The sequence below is a fragment of the Collinsella sp. BM28 genome (assembly GCF_054551995.1).
In genome coordinates this window covers 1,210,969-1,229,781 of the sequence record NZ_JBTOLJ010000001.1, presented here as the reverse complement: position 1 = coordinate 1,229,781, position 18,813 = coordinate 1,210,969, and the positions used below count along the sequence as shown (strand labels likewise).

At 61.4% G+C, this 18,813-nt stretch carries 15 protein-coding genes; 12 read left to right on the top strand and 3 right to left on the bottom strand.

Going from position 1 to position 18,813, the window contains the following annotated elements; translation table 11 throughout:
- Positions 1 to 121: 121 nt before the first annotated feature.
- From ACX9NZ_RS05345 to ACX9NZ_RS05335, 3 genes are all read right to left on the bottom strand, one after another.
- A complete protein-coding gene (locus tag ACX9NZ_RS05345) occupies positions 122 to 952 on the bottom strand; it encodes an HAD-IIB family hydrolase (RefSeq protein WP_294121782.1) in 831 nt (276 codons plus the stop codon).
- Position 953: 1 nt separating this feature from the next.
- Positions 954 to 2,003: a tryptophan--tRNA ligase gene (trpS, locus tag ACX9NZ_RS05340; protein WP_294121784.1), complete on the bottom strand. Its 1,050-nt coding sequence runs from the start codon at positions 2,001 to 2,003 to the stop codon at positions 954 to 956.
- A gap of 73 nt (positions 2,004 to 2,076) precedes the next feature.
- Positions 2,077 to 3,333: a glycosyltransferase family 4 protein gene (locus tag ACX9NZ_RS05335; RefSeq protein ID WP_118654172.1), complete on the bottom strand. Its 1,257-nt coding sequence runs from the start codon at positions 3,331 to 3,333 to the stop codon at positions 2,077 to 2,079.
- 656 nt (positions 3,334 to 3,989) lie between these two features.
- Here ACX9NZ_RS05335 and arcA point away from each other — a divergent pair.
- From arcA to murD, 12 genes are all read left to right on the top strand, one after another.
- Positions 3,990 to 5,231 carry an arginine deiminase gene (gene arcA / locus ACX9NZ_RS05330; RefSeq protein WP_118654171.1) on the top strand — a complete coding sequence of 414 codons (1,242 nt, stop codon included), beginning with the start codon at positions 3,990 to 3,992 and terminating at the stop codon, positions 5,229 to 5,231.
- Between the two features lie 99 nt (positions 5,232 to 5,330).
- Positions 5,331 to 6,326 (top strand): ornithine carbamoyltransferase, encoded by a 996-nt coding sequence (gene argF, locus ACX9NZ_RS05325; RefSeq protein WP_118654170.1) that lies wholly within the window; start codon positions 5,331 to 5,333, stop codon positions 6,324 to 6,326.
- A gap of 144 nt (positions 6,327 to 6,470) precedes the next feature.
- Positions 6,471 to 7,952 (top strand): YfcC family protein, encoded by a 1,482-nt coding sequence (locus tag ACX9NZ_RS05320; protein WP_407495545.1) that lies wholly within the window; start codon positions 6,471 to 6,473, stop codon positions 7,950 to 7,952.
- 286 nt (positions 7,953 to 8,238) lie between these two features.
- On the top strand, positions 8,239 to 9,720 hold the full coding sequence (locus tag ACX9NZ_RS05315; RefSeq protein WP_118654169.1) for a DUF1846 domain-containing protein: 1,482 nt from the start codon (positions 8,239 to 8,241) through the stop codon (positions 9,718 to 9,720).
- A gap of 12 nt (positions 9,721 to 9,732) precedes the next feature.
- Positions 9,733 to 10,641: a site-specific tyrosine recombinase gene (locus tag ACX9NZ_RS05310; RefSeq protein WP_118654168.1), complete on the top strand. Its 909-nt coding sequence runs from the start codon at positions 9,733 to 9,735 to the stop codon at positions 10,639 to 10,641.
- Between the two features lie 352 nt (positions 10,642 to 10,993).
- Positions 10,994 to 11,428, top strand: coding sequence for a division/cell wall cluster transcriptional repressor MraZ (locus tag ACX9NZ_RS05305; RefSeq protein ID WP_118654167.1), 435 nt, complete (start codon positions 10,994 to 10,996; stop codon positions 11,426 to 11,428).
- Positions 11,429 to 11,464: 36 nt separating this feature from the next.
- A complete protein-coding gene (rsmH, locus tag ACX9NZ_RS05300) occupies positions 11,465 to 12,415 on the top strand; it encodes a 16S rRNA (cytosine(1402)-N(4))-methyltransferase RsmH (RefSeq protein WP_118654166.1) in 951 nt (316 codons plus the stop codon).
- A gap of 72 nt (positions 12,416 to 12,487) precedes the next feature.
- Positions 12,488 to 12,961 carry a hypothetical protein gene (locus ACX9NZ_RS05295; RefSeq protein WP_407495541.1) on the top strand — a complete coding sequence of 158 codons (474 nt, stop codon included), beginning with the start codon at positions 12,488 to 12,490 and terminating at the stop codon, positions 12,959 to 12,961.
- A gap of 17 nt (positions 12,962 to 12,978) precedes the next feature.
- Positions 12,979 to 14,847: a peptidoglycan D,D-transpeptidase FtsI family protein gene (locus tag ACX9NZ_RS05290; RefSeq protein ID WP_407495539.1), complete on the top strand. Its 1,869-nt coding sequence runs from the start codon at positions 12,979 to 12,981 to the stop codon at positions 14,845 to 14,847.
- A gap of 88 nt (positions 14,848 to 14,935) precedes the next feature.
- Positions 14,936 to 16,384 (top strand): UDP-N-acetylmuramoyl-tripeptide--D-alanyl-D-alanine ligase, encoded by a 1,449-nt coding sequence (locus ACX9NZ_RS05285; protein ID WP_407495537.1) that lies wholly within the window; start codon positions 14,936 to 14,938, stop codon positions 16,382 to 16,384.
- Complete coding sequence (mraY, locus tag ACX9NZ_RS05280; RefSeq protein WP_118654163.1) at positions 16,374 to 17,405, top strand: phospho-N-acetylmuramoyl-pentapeptide-transferase; 1,032 nt, start codon at positions 16,374 to 16,376, stop codon at positions 17,403 to 17,405. The genes ACX9NZ_RS05285 and mraY overlap by 11 nt, the downstream gene beginning before the upstream one ends.
- Positions 17,406 to 17,414: 9 nt before the next feature.
- On the top strand, positions 17,415 to 18,812 hold the full coding sequence (gene murD, locus ACX9NZ_RS05275) for a UDP-N-acetylmuramoyl-L-alanine--D-glutamate ligase (protein WP_118654162.1): 1,398 nt from the start codon (positions 17,415 to 17,417) through the stop codon (positions 18,810 to 18,812).
- Position 18,813 lies beyond the last annotated feature (1 nt).

The following is an 18,813-nucleotide window of genomic DNA, read 5'->3' as shown; positions in this document are numbered from 1 at the left end:
AAAGAAGGCGATACATATCGTCTCCATAAGTTAACTAAGGGTTACAAATGCGTATCGCTGGAGATGGCGCGTCGGCTCGGATGGGGCGGGTCGAGCTGTGCTCGAACGAAGTCGCAGGTTTTCACGTAGTGAGGAATCGTTCGACAAGCTCCCCGAATGCCCCGTCCATGCCCGTCGTCTCGAGGATGGCGTCGCAGTAGGGGCGTACGTCGTCGGTGACGTTTGCCACGCCCACACCCAGGCCTGCCCCTTTGATCATGGCAAGGTCGTTTGCCGAATCGCCGACGGCGATCACCTCGGACATCGGAATATCCAGCATCTTTGCGAGATGCGCAAGACCGGTGCCCTTGTCCACGCCCGCGGGCATGAATTCGAGATAGCGCTTGGACGAGAACGTGATCTCGACCCCAAGGCGTTTCGCCATGGGTGCCAGGTGTGGCTCCAGACCCTGCAGCGCCTCGAAGTCACGGTTCACGTACAGGATCTTCACGATATCGCGTCCATCGAGAAACGACAGGTCCGGATGGTCGGCGCTGGAGATGTGGGTCACGCCGGAGATCAAGCTAAGGTACGCACGCTCGTCCTTGTCCGCATCGGGTACGAAGACGTGGCCGTCGGCGACGTTGATGTGCATGCACAGACCGAGTTCGCGACCCCTCGCGTACAGCTCTTCCGCGCAAGCGCGCGAAAGGCCGCAGGTTCTGAGGGGCGTCTCGTCGCCCACGCGGTTGATGAAGCCCCCGTTGTATGACAGCACATAGCTGCCTTCGAGCAGTTCCCGAGCTTCGCCCGTGAAGTTGTCCATGATGCTGGAGTACCAACGGCCGCTGGAGGGGACGAACAGCACGCCGAGCTCCCTCATGCGCCGCAGCGCGTGGAGATTCGCCTCGGGAATCACATGGTTGGCATCGAGGAAGGTTTCATCCATGTCGCTGGCGACAAGACGGTACATGTTAGTACACCATGCCCATCGCCTCGCGCACCTCGGCAAGCGTCGTCTCGGCGACCTCGTTGGCGCGACGATTTCCCTCACGCAGGACGTCCTTGATGTAGTCCATGTCACCTGCGAGTTCCTCGCGGCGCGCGCGGATGGGGGCGAAATACTCGTTCACGCTCTCGGTGACGTACTTCTTGAGCTGGCCGGAGCCGCCCATGCCGATCTCCTCCGCGATCTCGACCTCAGAGCGGCCGGTGCAGATGGCGGCAGTGGAGAGCAGGCCGGACACGCCGGGCCTTCCTTCCGGATCGAACGTGATCATGCGTTCGCCGTCGGTCTGGCTCTTCTTGATGCGCTTGGCGGTTTCCTCGGCGGTCATCGAGATGTTGATGGCGTTGCCGTAGGACTTGCTCATCTTGCGCCCGTCGAGTCCCGGCAGTAGCGGGGTATCGGAGAGCAGGGCATCGACCTCGGGAAACACCTGGCCGTAGCGGTTGTTGAACTTACGGGCGATGGTACGGGTGAGCTCGATGTGCGGCAGCTGGTCGCGGCCGACGGGCACGACGTTGCCCTTGCAGAAGAGGATGTCGCATGCCTGGTGCACAGGGTAGGTGAGGAGCAGCCCCGTGAGCTCGTGGCCGCTTGCCTCCATCTCGGCCTTGACCGTGGGGTTGCGCTGCAGCAGCGCTTCGGAGACCAGGGAGAGGAACGGCAGCATGAGCTGATTGCACGCCGGGACGGCTGAGTGCGTGTAGATCATGGTCTTGTCGGGGTCCAGGCCGCAGGCGAGGTAGTCGATGACCATGTTGTAGACGTTATCCTGGATGTTGTCCGTGCTGTCGCGGTCGGTGATGACCTGGTAGTCGGCGATGAGCACATTGGTGTGGACGCCCATGTCCTGCAGCTCCACGCGGCTCTTGAGCGTACCGAAGTAGTGGCCGAGGTGCAAACGCCCGGTGGGGCGGTCGCCGGTGAGCATGGTGTACTTCTCGGGATGCAGCGGCAGGTCGGCGCGGATCTGGTTGCTGCGCTCGAGGCTGACCTCGTAGCTGAGCTCGTTGGGCATGATGTCTCCTTTGCGTGTTCGATCGATGGCACATCCCGTTCGCGCTCTACGCTTGCACGAAGGGGACAAGAGGTTACTGGTCGGTGTGGTCGGATGAGCTGTGGCTGTGCGTTGGGCCCTTTCCGGGCAGCATCTCCTCAAGGCGTTCGATCCGGCTTTCGTGTAGCTCCTCCGCAGCGCGCTCCTCGTCGGCGAACGCCGGATCCTCGGGGGTCACGATTTCGTCTTGCTGCGTCTTTGGGTTGTAGTGATGCCGTAAAACAGGCTCGAACAAATGAAGGCGCGCCGCGAAAATCGCAGAACAGGCGAGCAACGCAAGGAAGATCGCAATGCGCGCCTCGATGGCAACCTGGTTGATGAGAGCCGCACCCAGCGAGAGCAACAGGCACCACGCGTAGATGAGCAGGACCGCCTGACGCTGGTCATACCCCTCTTGGATGAGGCGGTGGTGGATGTGGCCCTTGTCCGCCTGACCAATGCTCACGTGCGCGCGCTTGCGACGGACGATGGCGGAGAGGGTGTCGAGGATGGGAACGCCTGCGACGATGAGCGGGATGATGAGCGAGGTGAGCGCCGCGGTTCGACTCACGTTGAGCAGCGAGATGGTGCCCAGGCCAAAGCCCAAGAGCAAGGACCCCGAATCGCCCATGAAGATGGATGCGGGATGGAAGTTGTAGCGCAGGAAGGCGAGACACGCACCAAAGAGCGCGATGGCGAGAGAGGCGGCGTCGAGACGCCCCGCGAGAACGGCAAAGGAAAACATGGAAAGCGAGGCGATGCCCGAAATGCCCGCGGCGAGTCCGTCGAGTCCGTCGATGAGGTTGATGATGTTGGTGAACGCCACGAGGTAGATCACTGTGATGGGGTAGGCGAACCACCCGAGGTCGATCTCGGCTCCCGGGATGAACGGATTGACGATATTCCCAATGAGCAGGCCCGCGGTAGCTGCCACGCATGCGGCGACAATCTGGCCGAGCAGCTTTTTCTTAGGGCTGAGCGAACGCACGTCATCTACCGCACCCGTAATGACGATGATGAGAAACGCGACGCCCAGCAGGGGGTAGTTGATCGTCATGCTTGGATGGGGAATGAGAATGGGGGGCCATCCGAGTAGTTTGATTCCCGCAATCTCGACGACGAGCGCGAGACAGAGCCCGGCGAACATGGCAAGGCCTCCCAAACGTGGGATGGGCTTGGTGTTGATGCGGCGTTTAGAGGGGTAGTCGATGGCACCAAGCCTCCGCGCGAGGAGCTTGACGGGCGGGACGCATAGGTAGGTGGCAAGGAAGGCGGCGACAGCCACAAGGAAATATGGCATGGCTTGTTCCATGGATACCACCATCGGTCGGGAGTGGACGTCATACGCGAAACGCGCAATCTAAATCATGATACTAGAAGCGCCTCGCTCGATATGCCGCGTTCGCGCATGGGCACGGTACAAGCACAAGGGGCAGGAGGGGCGGCTGGTTTCGGCCGTGCGATGGATGCCCTTACAGGGAGTCGGCTCCCGCTTTTGGAAATCGTGGTGCCGGTGGTAAGTTTTAGCTCACAGCGCGGGGCACTCCCGTGCACAAAAAAGCGCGTAGACGGTCGTAATAATGCCATGAGCGGCTTTAATTCACAGGCAATTGCATAAATAGTTGATTAAAATGCATATTAACAAACCGTAAATTAGGCTTTTGAATCTTGTTCATAATATGCAGGACAAGTAGAAAAATATTCACTTTGAGGTATAGATTCAGGCATTTATCCCTTGCCTTGCACATGCCATGTGCTGCTATTCTCCCATGTAAAACGCTTTACTGGATAAAAGTAACGACCTGCGGGAGTTTTGATGATATACCGTTCCCGCCAGTTTTACGACCGTTTGGCGGTGACGGTATCATTAAGCCGAAAATTGGATATAACGGTAGGTGTGAACGGAGTCCCGTAAAGGACTTAAGACGGGATCGCCGCGCGGTCCCAGAATAAGAAAGGTAGGAGGCAATGACGAAAGGCTTGCATGTCCCAAGTGAGATTGGGCAGCTCAAGAAGGTCTGCCTGCACAGGCCCGGCGAGGAACTGCTGAATCTGCCGCCGTTCGAGCTTGAGCGTCTGCTCTTCGACGACGTCCCGTTCCTCGAGGTCGCCCAAGAGGAGCACGACACCTTTGCCCAGATTCTTCGTGATCAGGGTGTCGAGGTTCTCTATCTCGAGAAGCTCGTCGCCGAGGTCTTTGATGCCAACCCCGACGCTCGCCAGGAGTTCCTGGATCAGTACATCGCCGAGGCCGGCATCAAGGGCAAGGAGATGCCCCGCGTCGTCCGAGAGAAGCTCGATTCCATCAAGGACAACCTCGAGTTTGTCCAGAAGACCATGGCTGGTCTCACCAAGGCCGAGATCGAGATGCCGCATGTGAGCTCCGTCACGCTCGACTCCATGGTCAACACCGAGTCCGAGTCCGATCTCATCATCGACCCGATGCCGAACCTCTACTTCACCCGCGACCCGTTCGCGGTCGTTGGCAACGGCGTCTGCCTGAACCGTATGTACTCCGTCACCCGCAACCGCGAGACCCTGTACGGTAAGTACATCTTCAAGTATCACCCGGATTATAAGGACGTCTCCCTGTACTTCCGTCGTGACGCTGCCTACCACACCGAGGGTGGCGACGTGCTCAACATCAACGAGCACACCCTGGCCGTCGGCATCTCCCAGCGCACCCAGGCTGCCGCCATCGACGTCATGGCCCAGAACATCTTCTGGAACAGCGATTCCAAGGTCGATCGCATCCTCGCCTTCGACATCCCGAACAACCGCGCCATGATGCACCTCGACACCGTCTTCACCCAGATCGACGTGGATAAGTTCACCATCCACCCGGCGATCATGGGCACCCTCAAGGTGTACGAGCTCACTCCGGGCAAGAACCCCGGCGAGGTCAACATCAAGGAAATGGTCGACACGCTCGAGCACGTCCTCGAGGACGCCACCGGCGTCGACCAGATCAAGCTGATTCCCTGCGGCGGCGGCGATCCCATTGCGGCTGCTCGCGAGCAGTGGAACGACGGCTCCAACACGCTGGCTGTCGCCCCCGGCAAGATCTGCGTCTATGCCCGCAACACCGTCACCAACGACGTGCTCTACAAGGAGGGCTTGGAGCTTCTGGTCTGCCCGTCCGCCGAGCTCTCCCGCGGCCGTGGTGGCCCGCGCTGCATGAGCATGCCCTTCTGGCGCGAGGATCTCTAAGCACTAGCTTCGACGGCGCATCGGCTCCGGTGCGCCGTCGCACTTCGCCGTGGTATCATCCGCGGCATTCGCTCTACCTTCTATGTGAAAGGAGCCCACATGGGCGTTAACCTCTCTGGCCGCAGCTTCCTGCGTCTGCTCGACTTCACCACCGAGGAAATCGAGTACCTGCTCAAGCTCTCCAAGAACTTCAAGGACCTCAAGCGCACGGGCACCCCGCACCGCTACCTCGAGGGCAAGAACATCGTCCTGCTGTTCCAGAAGACCTCCACGCGCACCCGCTGCGCCTTCGAGGTCGGCGGTATGGACCTTGGCATGGGCGTCACCTACCTCGACCCCGGTTCGTCCCAGATGGGCAAGAAGGAGTCCATCGAGGACACCGCCCGCGTCCTCGGCCGCATGTATGACGGCATCGAGTTCCGCGGCTTCGACCAGGAGGACGTCGAGGAGCTCGCCGCCAAGTCCGGCGTTCCCGTGTGGAACGGCCTGACCGACCTGTGGCACCCCACCCAGATGCTCGCCGACATCCTGACCGTCCAGGAGAACTTCAACTACGACATCAAGGGCAAGACCCTCGTCTTCATGGGCGACGCCAAGAACAACGTCGCTCGTTCCCTCATGGTCGTGTGCGCCAAGCTCGGCATGAACTTCGTGGCTTGCGGCCCGAAGGAGTGCATGCCCGCCAACGATGTGATCGACGCCTGCAAGCCGATCGCCGAGGCCAATGGCTGCACCATTACCCTTACCGAGGATCCCAAGGAGGCCTGCACCGGCGCTCACGTCATCTATACCGACGTGTGGGTGTCCATGGGTGAGCCCGACGAAGTTTGGACCGAGCGCATCAAGCAGCTCGAGCCCTATCGCGTCACCACCGAGCTCATGGCCATGGCCGATCCTTCCGCCATCTTCCTGCACTGCCTGCCGGCCTTCCACGACACCAACACCACCACTGGTGCCGAGATCGCCGAGAAGTTCGGCGTCACCGAGATGGAGGTCGAGGACGCCGTCTTCGAGTCCCCGCAGTCCAAGGTGTTCGACGAGGCCGAGAACCGCATGCACACCATCAAGGCGATTATGTACGCCACGCTCAAGTAAGAGCGCATCGTCTGCCCGCTCGGGGCGCATCGCTGCGCGTCCCGAGCGGTCCTTTTGGTAGTTTTCCCGCCGCTTGGGGCGTCGCACGGCACGGATTGCGCCCCGTCCATGCGGGATAAGCCTAAGTAATACAAAGAAGGGGGGATGAGAACAATGACTGAAACCGCCAAGAAAAAGCGCGGCATGCCCTCATCGTTCACCATTCTTCTTGCCCTATTGGCAATCGTCGCCGTCATCACCGTAATTGTTTCCGGTACGACGGATGCCGTGACCGCCGCTACGTTCAGCGACTTCTTCACGGCGCCGGTCAAGGGCTTCGCCGATGCGTTGCCCGTCTGCCTCTTCGTAATGATCCTCGGCGGCTTCCTCGGCATGATGACCGAGACCGGCGCGTTGGACAACGGCATCGCCGTGCTCGTTCAGAAGCTCAAGGGCCGTGAGATTTGGATTATTCCGGTGCTCATGTGCCTGTTCGCCCTCGGCGGAACCTCCTACGGCATGTGTGAAGAGACGGTCCCGTTCTACGCCCTGCTTGCCGCCACCATGATGGCTGGCGGCTTCGACCCGCTGGTCGGCGCCGCTACCGTCCTGCTCGGCGCGGGATGCGGCTGCCTGGGTTCCACGGTCAACCCGTTCGCCGTCGGTGCCGCCGTCGATGCCCTTTCCTCCAAGGGCATCGAGGTTGATCAGACCATCATCATTGGTCTGGGCTTCCTTCTCACCGTTGTGACCACGCTGATCTCCATTATCTTCGTGATGCGGTACGCCAAGAAGGTCAAGGCCGATAAGGGCTCCACGTTCCTGTCTTTGCAGGAGCAGAAGGACGCCGAGGCCGCCCATGGCGCAGCTGCCGCCGAGGCCGCCAAGGAGGTCAAGCTCACCGGTCGTCAGAAGGCCGTTCTGGGCATTTTCGCTTTCACCTTCGTCGTCATGATCGTCGGCTTCATCCCGCTGGGCGACCTTAATGCGAACGTCGCAGGCTTTTTCGACAACGGTGTGTACGACGCCGACGGTAATACCATTACCCAGGCTTGGTCCGCAGTTGTCACCGGCCTTCCCATTGGCCAGTGGTATTTCGATGAGGCTTCCACGTGGTTCTTCGTCATGGCGATCGTCATCGGTATCGTGGGCGGCCTGTCCGAGAAGCAGATCGTGAACACGTTCATCACCGGTGCCGCCGACATGATGTCCGTCGTCCTGATCATCGCGCTGGCCCGTGGCATCTCCGTTCTCATGGCCGCCACCGGTCTGAACATGTACGTGCTCGACGCTGCCGCCGCCATGCTCAGGGGCGTTCCGAGCTTCATCTTCGCCCCTGTGGCGTTCCTGGTCTACTTTGGCCTTTCCTTCCTGATTCCGTCCACGTCCGGTATGGCAACCGTGTCCATGCCCATTATGGGTCCGCTGGCTGCCGGTCTGGGCTTCTCGCCCGAGGTCATGGTCATGATCTTCTCGTCCGCCATCGGTGTCGTGAATCTGTTTACTCCCACCTCCGGCGCGATCATGGGTGGCCTGTCACTCGCCAAGATCGAGTGGACCACGTGGCTCAAGTTCGCCATGCCGCTCATTGTGATCCTCACGCTTGTGAGCATGGTTATCACGACGGTGGCCTGCATGGTGATCTAGTACCCGATGGGTGCTTTGCGGCCGTGATCATAGCGTAAGCACCCCATGTGGGCTCCGCGGTCGCTCAATAGCCGTCCGACCGGTCACTTGAATCGTCTTGCGATCGGTTGCGACCTACCTTTCTGCCCCCTTCCGTTTCCGTGCGCGGGAGGGGGCGCTTGTGTTTCGCGGCGGTGGGGCCTGTGCGTGTCGGGGCGATTGCGTGAAGTGTGCGAGCGGCGCGGGCGGGGGAGCGAAACTCGGCTACTATGTTTCGGTACCGCCATATGACAAAGGAGCCGAACGCATGCGCCAGGGTTTCGATAACGAGAAGTACATTGCCAACCAAGCCGAGCACATCAAGGAGCGCATCGCCCAGTTCGGCGGCAAGCTCTACCTTGAATTCGGCGGCAAGCTGTTCGACGACTACCATGCGAGCCGCGTACTGCCCGGTTTCGAGCCCGACAGCAAGTTCCGCATGCTTAAGAGCCTGGCGGATGACGTTGAGATCATCATCGCCATCAACGCCAACCATATCGAGAAGAACAAGGCCCGCGGTGACCTTGGCATCACGTACGACGAGGATGTCTTGCGCCTTGCCGACATTTTCCGTTCCAACGGATTCCTCGTGGGTGCCGTCGTGCTCACCCAGTACTCCGGTCAGCCTGCCGCCGACCAGTTCCGCCGCCGCCTCTCCATGCTCGGCATTACCTGCAAGCTCCATTACCCCATTGAGGGCTACCCCCACGATATCGACCTTATCGTGAGCGAGGAGGGCTACGGCAAGAACGAGTTCGTCGAGACTTCTCGTCCGCTCGTCGTCGTGACGGCGCCGGGTCCGGGCTCCGGCAAGCTCGCTACCTGCTTGTCCCAGCTCTACCATGAGCACAAGCGCGGTGTCGCCGCGGGCTATGCCAAGTTCGAGACCTTCCCCGTGTGGAACCTGCCGCTCACGCATCCCGTCAACATCGCGTACGAGGCAGCGACGGTCGACCTCGACGACGCGAACATCATCGACCCGTTCCATCTCGAGGCGCATGGTGTCACCACGGTCAACTACAACCGCGACGTCGAGGCGTTCCCCGTGGTCAAGGCACTCATGCAGAAGATCTTGGGCGAGAGCCCCTATCAGAGCCCCACGGACATGGGCGTGAACATGGTGGGCTACGCGATCAGCGACGACGACGCCTGTCGCGAGGCGGCCAACATGGAGATCGTCCGCAGGTACTTCGGCGCCGCGGCCAACGTCAAGCGCACGGGTTGCGGCTCTGAGCAGGTCGACAAGCTCAAGGCCATCATGCAGAAGGTCGGCGTCACCAAGGATCAGTCTCCGGCTCGTTCCGCAGCCTTGCTTAAGGAGGAGACCACGGGGTCGCCCGCGGGAGCCATGGTGCTGCCCGATGGCACGGTCGTCACGGGCAAGACATCCACGCGCCTTGGTGCCGCGAGCTCGCTCATGATGAACGCGCTGAAGGCCGTTACCGGCGTCGACATCGAGCTCGAAGTCATCTCCAACGACGCCATCGAGCCCATCAGCCGCCTCAAGACGAGTCAGCTGGGCAGCGTCAACCCGCGTCTTCACCCGGACGAGACCCTCATTGCACTGTCCATCACCTCCGCCACGAGCGAGGTTGCCGCGCGCGTGCTCGCCGGTCTCCCCAAACTGCGCGGCTGCGATGCGTTCTTCTCGGTGATCATCTCGAGTTCGGATGAGGCACTGCTGAGGAAGCTCGGCATCAACGTATGCTGCGAGCCCAAGTTCGAGCGTAGCGGGTATTACCACCGCTAAACCGTGTTCCCCATGACGGACCTCGAAGACTGCTGCCGGGAATACCTTGCCCATCTGGTGGTGGAGCGCAACCTCTCGCGGAATACGGTGGCCGCGTACCGCCGCGACCTCGAGGGGTATCGAGCGTTCCTGCTCGGGCGCGGTATCACAAGTCCATCCGCGGTGACCCGGCGTGATGTGGAGGAGTTTGTGGCCTCGCGTCGCGACGCCGGGTCGGCGGATGCGTCGGTCAATCGCGCCCTTTCGGCCGTCAAGGGCCTTCACCGCTTTCTTGTCCGCGAGGGGCTGGTCGATACGCATCCGACATCGACCATTCGACTCCCCAAGGCCGAGCAGCGCCTTCCGGACGTCATCTCGATCGAATGCGCAAACGCCCTGCTCGATCAGGAGTTTCCTCAAACCGCCGCTGGAGAGCGGGACCATGCGGTGCTCGAGGTTCTTTACGGATGCGGGATGCGGGTGAGTGAGCTCACGGGTCTCGACATTCGTGACCTATATCTTGACGATGAGTTTGTCCGTGTGGTGGGAAAGGGATCCAAGGAGCGCCTTGTCCCCATTACAGGCTCCGCGCTCAGGGTTCTGCACTCCTATCTTACAGATGGTGCCCGCAATGACCTGCTCCGTCATTCCCGCGGCACCGCCATCTCCCCGGCGGTGTTCCTCAATGCTCGTGGCACCAGGCTCTCGCGTCAAAGCGTTCACGGTATCTGCGAGCGCTACGGCCGCATGGTTGGCATCGAGGGCCTGCATCCCCACACTTTGCGCCACTCATTCGCGACGCATATGCTCGCCGGTGGCGCCGACCTGCGCGCTTTGCAGGAGATTCTGGGGCATGCCGATATCTCCACGACCCAGCTGTACACGCATCTCGATCAGACGCAGTTACGCGAAGTCTACCTTGCCGCCCATCCACGCGCCTAGGTTCACGGCCTGCCTTGGCGTCTGCGCCGCCGCATGGGGTGGGATGCTCGCCCACACGCCGCCCACAAGTCGGGCACAACTCGAAAATCGGTTCAACCTCAACTAGAAGGTTTAACCTGCGGATATCGCATCGACCCGTGGTGGTCGTACATTGCCCAAACACAAGATGTTGTGTGTGTCCAAACGGCTGTTCGCGTCCGTTTGATGGGGCGTTCGGGGCGCGTGGGGAGCTGTGGGGGAGAAAGTGGGAAAAAGTGTTGCGAAAGGGGAGAAGCCCCCATAGAATGAAAAGCGTCGACGGCGGGGTGGCTCCCGCATATGCCCACGAGTAAGCCTAAGGGGGTGTGCGCCAGTGTATTTCAACGGTACCTACGATCGAAATCTCGATGCGAAGGGACGTTTGTCGCTGCCGCCCGCCTTCAAAAAGCAGCTCGAGGGTCATGTGCGCGTCCTTCCCGCTCCTGAAAAGGAAGTCGATGCCCTGTACGTGTTCACTGAGGACACGTTCAAGGTCTGGGTTGACTCTGTGTTTGAGGCAAAGGGCGGGTTCAATCCCACCGACCGTTCTCACCGCATGGTCAAGGAGGCTCTGTACGGCGCGGCAACCACACTCGAAATAGACTCCGCCGCCCGCATCAGCCTTCCCGAGCATGACCGCAAGAAGGCTCACCTGGATCGCGAGGTCACGGTCGTCGGTGGCGACGACCGCCTGGTGATTTGGGATCGCGAGACCTATGCGGCACGTCAGGCTGAGACCGAGGATATCCTCGCGGGCTTCTTCGATTAGGAAAGGCCTTATGGACGCGAACGGGGGACAGGTACGTTGACACCTGAATATCGGCATGAACCAGTCATGCTCCAAGAAGTGCTCGAGCAGCTCCAGCTCGCAAGCGGGTCCGTTGTGTGCGATTGCACGCTCGGCGGTGCCGGTCACTCGGTGAAGATGGCGGCGCAGGTTGGACCCCAAGGGCTGTTGCTCGGGATCGACCAGGACGACATGGCGCTCGAGGCGGCGGGAAATCGGCTTGACGTCGAGGCCCCGGGTACGCCCCACAAGCTCCTCAAGGGAAACTTCGGGGACTTGGACGAGCTCCTGTGCACAGCTCAGGTGCCCGGCGTCGATGGATTCCTGTTCGATCTGGGTGTCTCGAGCCCCCAACTCGATATCCCTGGTAGGGGTTTCTCGTACAACGAGGATGCCCCACTCGACATGCGTATGGATCCGGGAACCAACACCCTAAACGCAGCTGAGGTCTTGAACACCTATACCGAAGCCGACCTCGCCCGGATTCTTCGCGTTTATGGAGAGGAGAAGTTCGCTCGCCAGATCGCGCGTGAGATCGTGCGTCGTCGGCAGGTGACGCCGCTCCAGACGACGGGAGACTTCGTCGAGGCGATCAAAGCCGGTATACCGGCGGCGGCGCGTAGGCACGGAGGGCATCCGGCCAAACGCAGCTTCCAGGCGATTCGCATCGAGGTCAACCATGAGCTCGATGTGCTCGAACGCGGCCTCGAGGCGGCGGTTCGTTGGTTGAACCCGGGAGGTCGCGTATGCGTCATCTCGTACCACTCGCTTGAGGATCGCATCGTCAAGCAACATTTCCAGGAGCTCTCCAAAGGATGCACCTGTCCGCCGGACATTCCGGTGTGCGTGTGCGGGAACGTGCCGATAGTCAAGGTCACCACCCGCAAACCGCTAGTTGCGACGGCCGAGGAGGTCGCCCGCAATCCACGCGCGAGATCGGCGAAGATTCGCTGCGCAGAGCGTCTATAGCTCCGCGTTCGCCATCCGTTCGTCTCGCGCCGCTCGTATTGTCACTGCTTCCGGGACGGAGGGTTGCATATCATGGGTTACCACACCTCAAACGCAGCATATGCCTATGATATGCAGTCCGAGACGTATGCCGGGCACGCTTCCGCCCCCACACCTTCTGCGCGTCCTCGCCTTGATGTCGTCACCGGTGCGGGCCGTGAGGCGAGCCAGGAGGTCAGCCCCCAGTTCACGCATTGCGTCAAGGTCTTCGCCGTGCTCGCGGTTCTGTTCGTCGCGATTGGCGTCTTCCGCGTGGCTCTTGCCGGCCTTACCACCGCAACGCTCAACAACGCCGCGACCCTCTCCAACGAACTTACCGAGGCTCAGGAGCAGAGCTCCGAGCTTGAGGTCATGCGTGCCGTGTATGGCTCGTCCACGCGCATCCGCGACCTTGCTGAGGGCTACGGCATGGTTACCGCGGACAGCGGTATCACGCTCGATTTCACCGAATATGTCGATTCGAGTGCCGACACCGGCGCGAGTGCGCTCTCTGCGCTCGGCCAGTAGTTGGGCGGCACGTCTTCATGTCTTCGAATTACGATAGGAGGCGGGGCTCCGGTCGCACGGGCGGCTCGCGTGGCGGTGCCCAAGATGGGCTCCGTGGCTCGCGCAGCCCGCGTGGTGCGCGCGGTGCACGTGAAGAGTCGCGCGGGCGCGACGCCCGCGGCTCACGCGACCATCGAGACACCCGCGTCAAGACCGATCTGCTTCATTCCGACTTGGCGCATGAGAACATCTCGCGCCACGGCTTTCTCATGGGCGGTTTGGGGCTCGCCGGTCTGCTCATCACGGCGCGCCTTGCCGATTACCAGATCTTCAACGCAAACCGCTACCTCGCCGAGGCGGATGCGCGCCGCATGATAAGCCAAACGCTCTACGCCAAGCGCGGTACGATTTACGACCGCAACGGCACGGTGCTCGTCTCGAGCGTCGAGTGCAAGAACGTCTATGTGAATCCGCAACTCATTGAGAAGAAGCAGCGCAAGAAGGCGATCGCCGCACTCGTTGACGTTTTGGGCGTCGATGAGGAGTACGTGGCCGATCTCTTCGACCAAGACACGACCTTCGCCTATGTGAAGCGCCAGGTTGATGACGAAGATGCCGAGTTGCTCGCACAGAAGGAGATCGCGGGCATCGAGTTCGAGCCGTCAATCAAACGCGTGTATCCGAATGGCACGCTGGCGTCGCAGGTGCTCGGCATCGTGAACGTGGACAATGTGGGCGTTTCGGGCCTCGAAAAGCAATATGACGAGATATTGACGGGCGTGAACGGCTCGTTGGTTCGCGAGCGCGCCTTGGATGGCACGTTCATCGCCGGTGGAGCGTATAAGAAGATCCCCGCCCAAGATGGCATGGACATCGTGCTTGGGATCGACGCGAATATCCAGCGCGTCGCCGAGGACGCCATTGCCGAGGTGGTGGAGCGCGTGGGCGCCAAGAACGGTTCCGTTTTGGTGAGTGATCCCACGACAGGCGAGATCATCTGCGCGTGCTCGTATCCCACCTATGATCCTACGGACTTGGCAAACGCCTCGAACGAGGATCTCAATCTGCGCGTGGTGACCGATGTCTACGAGCCGGGCTCGGTCTTTAAGTCCTTCGTGGCGGCCGCGGGAATCGAACACGAGGGGATGACCCCCGACACCGCCATGGACGTGCCCGCCATGGTCCGGGTGGGCGATGACGAAGTCCGTGACGCCGATAAGCGCGATTATGGCCTCAATATGACGCTGCGCGAGATGATGCGGCGCTCCTCGAATACAGGGTTCGTCTTGGTGGGCGAGAAGATCGGTGCGGACGACTTCGACCAGTACGTCATCAAGGACTTCGGGTTCGGCACCTCGACGGGCATTGATTTTCCGGGCGAATCGCTTGGCATCATCAAGGGTCGATCCGAGTATGATGGCGCGACCCTGGGTTCGATGTCGTTTGGTCAGGCGCTTGCCGTCGAGCCGGTGCAGATGGTGCGCGCCATGAGCGCGATTGCGAACAAGGGCGTCATGACGACCCCTCATTTCCTCAAGACACGTGCCGGGCAAGAGGTCGATTGGACCGATGGCGAGCAGCAGGTGCTGAGTGCTGAGACCGCCGCCGCCGTTGCGGATATGATGCGAACGGTCGTCGATGAAGGTACCGGCACCGGAGCGCAGGTCTCCGGTTACGAAATCTCGGGAAAGACGGGAACCGCGGAGCGCGCCGTGGAGGGCACATCTGGCTATCAAGAGGGAAACTACATGTCTTCCTTCATGGGTTTCGCGTCCACCACTGATGCGCGCGCGATGTGCTACATCACGCTTGACGGCACGCCTGCCGGCTCCGATGCGGCGACTCCGGTGTTCAAGACGATCATGGAGACGGCGTTGCCGGCGTTGGGCATCAAGCCCACGCGATAGGGTTCACACAGCCTGCACCACATCGAAGGGCGGGCGGGGTACCATATCACGTTGCAAGGAACGCGATCAGGAAGGGTTACCACTTAATATGGTTGAGATCGCAGTCAAGTACCTCGAGAGCACCACGGGCGCGCGCCGCGTCGCGTGTGATCCCGATCGCGTATGCCGCGGCGTCGTCATCGACTCCCGCGAAGTCGGGCCGGACGCCATCTTCGTCGCGTTCCCCGGCGAGCGCGTCGATGGAAACGATTTCGCCGCCGCCGCTATTGAGAAGGGCGCCGCCGCCGTCGTGATGACGCGGGAGCCCGACCAGACTCTCGTCGACGCCGCCCACGCGCGCAATTGCTCGTTGTTGACCTGCGACGACCCCACCGAGTTCCTCTTGCGCCTCGCCCAGGGCTACCGCGCACGCCTGCACTGCACCGTGATCGGTGTGACGGGCTCCATCGGCAAGACCACCACCAAGGACGTATTGGCCGCCTGTCTGGCAAAGCGCTTCCGCGTTCACGCCACCGCGGGCAACTACAACAACCTTATCGGCTTGCCGTTGACCATCCTGTCCGCCCCCGCCGACACGCAGATGCTCGTCCTCGAGATGGGTATGAACGATTTCGGCGAGATCGCTCGCCTCACCGCGTGTGCCCAACCGACCTTTGCCATCATCACCAAGGTGGGCACCTCGCATATCGGCATGCTCGGGAGCCGCGAGGGGATCGCCCGCGCCAAGGCCGAGATTCTTCAGGGCATGCCTCCGAGTGCCGAGAACTTCGAGGGGCACCATTCCGCCCTCGTGCTGCACGGCGAGGATGATTTCACCCCGCTCATCATCGAGAAGTATGCGCGGCCTCGCGGCATCGATGTGGTGCTTGCGGGCACCTCGACCGATGATGACGTCTATGCGACCCATGTAGAGCTTGATGAGACGGGGTGTCCGCACTTCGACATCACGTTCGAGGATGGCTTGAGCTTCAAGACGCACCTGTCCATTCCGGGTGCCCAGTCGGTGCCCAACGCGCTGTTCGCCGCGACCGTTGCGCACCGTCTCGGCGTTCCGGGTTTCGAGATCGACGAGGCGTTTTCCTCGCTTGCACTGACTGGCCGCCGCGCGCAGGTCCGCCATGCGACCTGCGGTGCCCGCGTTATCGACGATTCGTACAACGCCAGCCCCGAATCCATGGCAGCCGGCCTCAACTTGCTCGAGAGTCTTCCGTGCTCCGGCACGCGTATCGCCATCTTGGGCGAGATGGGCGAGATGGGCGAGGAGGCTCCGCGTCTCCATGCGCTCACCGGTGCCTATGCCGCCGCGAAGCGTCCCGGCCTGCTCATCTGCGTGGGCGGTGAGCTTGCCGAGGAGATGGCCACTGCCGCGCGTCTCATGGGTCTCGACGAGGGCGACGTGCACGTCGTTCCGTCGTGCGACGTGCTTATCAAGCGCTTCGCCGGGGTGATCGGCGAACGCGACCTCGTGTTGGTGAAGGGTTCGCGTTTCGTCGGACTCGACCGATTTGTGGAAGAGGTGTGCGCCGATGCTCGGTAACCCCGCGTATCCCACGTACCAAGTCTTTTTGGCCATTTTCATCTCGGCGGTGATCGCCGGGCTGATCATGCCGCTGTGGATCCGTTTCCTTAAAAAGGACGGCATCGGTCAGCAGATCCGCGCGGACGGCCCGCAGTCCCACCTGGTGAAGGCGGGAACTCCCACCATGGGCGGTGTGATCATCTTGCTTGCCGTGGTGCTCACCTGCTTCATCATGGCTAAGCCCACCATCGACCTCATGCTCGCCGTGGGCGCGATGCTCGCCACCGGCGCACTTGGGCTCTTCGACGATGTGACCAAGGTCGTGCAGAAACGCTCCCTTGGCCTCACGCCCGCGGGCAAGATGATCGGTCTTACGCTGATCGTCTGCGTCTTCTTCGTCATCGCGGTGAACTACTGCGATGTGGCCCCGGTGATACGCTTTCCCGGCGGTTTTTCCATCGACTTGGGAATCCTCACCACGACGCTGACCATCTCCGGGATGACGATCGATATTCCGTGGCTGTACCTTGTGTTCGTGTTCTTGCTGCTTGCGGGCATGTCCAACGCCGTCAACCTCACCGACGGCCTCGACGGCCTGGCGGGCGGTACGGTCATGATCTCCATGATCGTGATGGCCGCCGTGTGCTTTGTGTGCCACGACGCCAACCTCGCCATATTCTGCGCGGCATGCGCTGGCGGCTGCATCGGCTTTTTGTGGTTCAACGCCTATCCCGCGCAGATCTTCATGGGTGACACGGGCTCCCTCGCCCTGGGTGGTGCTTTGGCCGCCGTCGCCGTGCTTACCAACACCGAGGTCGTCTCCCTTGTCGTGGGCGGCTTGTTCATCACCGAGACGCTTTCGGTGATGATTCAGGTTGCGAGTTTCAAGGCTACCGGCAAGCGCGTGTTCCTCATGGCGCCCATACACCATCATTTCGAGAAGAAGGGCTGGGCGGAGACCAAGGTGGTCATCCGGTTCTGGATCGTCTCCGCGGCGTTCGGAGCCCTTGGCCTTGCACTCTTCTTCCAGCTGGGTTAGGAAGTTCATATGCCGTTGCCGCAACGTTTCAGCCTTCTCGTCCTCGGGCAGGGAGGGTCCGGTCTCGAAGTCGTCTCATGGGCCGTCGATCACTTGGGCGAGCGTGTCAGCTCGGTCACAACGTACGGGGGCGCGAGTTCGGAACCCTCAGATCGCACGCGTGCGCTTGAGGCGCGAGGCGCCCGGTTCGTCTATGGGACCGAGGTTGTCGAAGGCACATACGATATTTGCGTGGCGAGTCCGGGTATCTCCGAGTTTTCCGAGTTTTTCCGCAATGCCGGGGCGGTGAGTGGCGAGATCATGGGCGAGCCTGAGTTCGCGTGGCGCCTATCGCCCGAACGCTGGTGCGCCATCACCGGTACCAACGGGAAGACGACGGTGACGTCGCTCACCAACGAGCTCCTGCGCGCATCGGGCCTGCCGAGCGTCGCGGTGGGCAATATCGGCAACGTCTGCATCCACGATGTCGATCGCCGCGTTGAGGGGGAGTGGTTCGTCGCCGAGCTTTCGAGCTATCAGATCGCCACGACGAGCGAGCTGCATCCGCGTGTCGCCGTTCTGCTCAATATCACGCCCGACCATCTGGGTTGGCACAAGACGCATGAGAATTACGCTCTGGCGAAGATCGGCTTGTTCCGCAATATGGACGAGAGCGATATCGCCATCGTCAACGTGGAGGACGAGGGCATTGCGGCCTTTGCCGACCGCGTGTATGTGCCGGGACGCCGCGTGCTCAAGCTCTCGCTTTCCGATGCCGGTGGCCCGGATGCCGCGTTCGTGCGTGACGGGCATCTTGTTGTGCGCCTGCACGGCGAGGAAACCGCCCTCGTGCGCGTGGACGAGCTCAATATCGCAGGCGCCCATAACACGTTGAACGCTCTCGCCGCGTCCACGGCGGCACTCGCCTGCGGGGCGAACGCGGAGGGTATCCGTGCCGGCTTGGTCGCGTTTCAGCCGCTGCCTCATCGTATTGAGCCCGTCGGTGAGGTTGCCGGCGTGACTTATATCAACGACTCCAAGGCGACGAACACCGACGCGGTCGAAAAGGCCCTCACTGCCTTTCCCAACGATCGCGTGATCTTGTTACTGGGCGGTGCCGATAAGGGTACTCCGCTCGATGAGTTCATGTCCGTCGTGGTGGAGCACGCCACTGCCGTCGTGTGCTTCGGAGCCGCCCGCGAGCGATTCCGCGCCGCCTTGGCCGAGGCTCCCGCTTCCACCGAGATCGATATCGCCGAGGCCGATGACTTGCGCGATGCCGTGGACGTTGCCCGCTCCCTCGCGCAGCGCGGCGACGTCGTGTTGCTGTCGCCTGCGTGTGCGTCATTTGACGAGTTTTCCGGCTTCGAGGAACGCGGCGATGCGTTCCGATCTTACGTGGCGGAGCTTTCCGCCCTCGAGGGGTAAC

What these genes read in the sequence shown, in the direction of transcription:
- ACX9NZ_RS05345 (WP_294121782.1), bottom strand. Translation starts at nt 952, where the DNA reads ATGTACCGTCTTGTCGCCAGCGACATGGATGAAACCTTCCTCGATGCC.
- trpS (WP_294121784.1), bottom strand. Translation starts at nt 2,003, where the DNA reads ATGCCCAACGAGCTCAGCTACGAGGTCAGCCTCGAGCGCAGCAACCAG.
- ACX9NZ_RS05335 (WP_118654172.1), bottom strand. Translation starts at nt 3,333, where the DNA reads ATGGAACAAGCCATGCCATATTTCCTTGTGGCTGTCGCCGCCTTCCTT.
- arcA (WP_118654171.1), top strand. Translation starts at nt 3,990, where the DNA reads ATGACGAAAGGCTTGCATGTCCCAAGTGAGATTGGGCAGCTCAAGAAG.
- argF (WP_118654170.1), top strand. Translation starts at nt 5,331, where the DNA reads ATGGGCGTTAACCTCTCTGGCCGCAGCTTCCTGCGTCTGCTCGACTTC.
- ACX9NZ_RS05320 (WP_407495545.1), top strand. Translation starts at nt 6,471, where the DNA reads ATGAGAACAATGACTGAAACCGCCAAGAAAAAGCGCGGCATGCCCTCA.
- ACX9NZ_RS05315 (WP_118654169.1), top strand. Translation starts at nt 8,239, where the DNA reads ATGCGCCAGGGTTTCGATAACGAGAAGTACATTGCCAACCAAGCCGAG.
- ACX9NZ_RS05310 (WP_118654168.1), top strand. Translation starts at nt 9,733, where the DNA reads ATGACGGACCTCGAAGACTGCTGCCGGGAATACCTTGCCCATCTGGTG.
- ACX9NZ_RS05295 (WP_407495541.1), top strand. Translation starts at nt 12,488, where the DNA reads ATGGGTTACCACACCTCAAACGCAGCATATGCCTATGATATGCAGTCC.
- ACX9NZ_RS05290 (WP_407495539.1), top strand. Translation starts at nt 12,979, where the DNA reads ATGTCTTCGAATTACGATAGGAGGCGGGGCTCCGGTCGCACGGGCGGC.
- ACX9NZ_RS05285 (WP_407495537.1), top strand. Translation starts at nt 14,936, where the DNA reads ATGGTTGAGATCGCAGTCAAGTACCTCGAGAGCACCACGGGCGCGCGC.
- mraY (WP_118654163.1), top strand. Translation starts at nt 16,374, where the DNA reads ATGCTCGGTAACCCCGCGTATCCCACGTACCAAGTCTTTTTGGCCATT.
- murD (WP_118654162.1), top strand. Translation starts at nt 17,415, where the DNA reads ATGCCGTTGCCGCAACGTTTCAGCCTTCTCGTCCTCGGGCAGGGAGGG.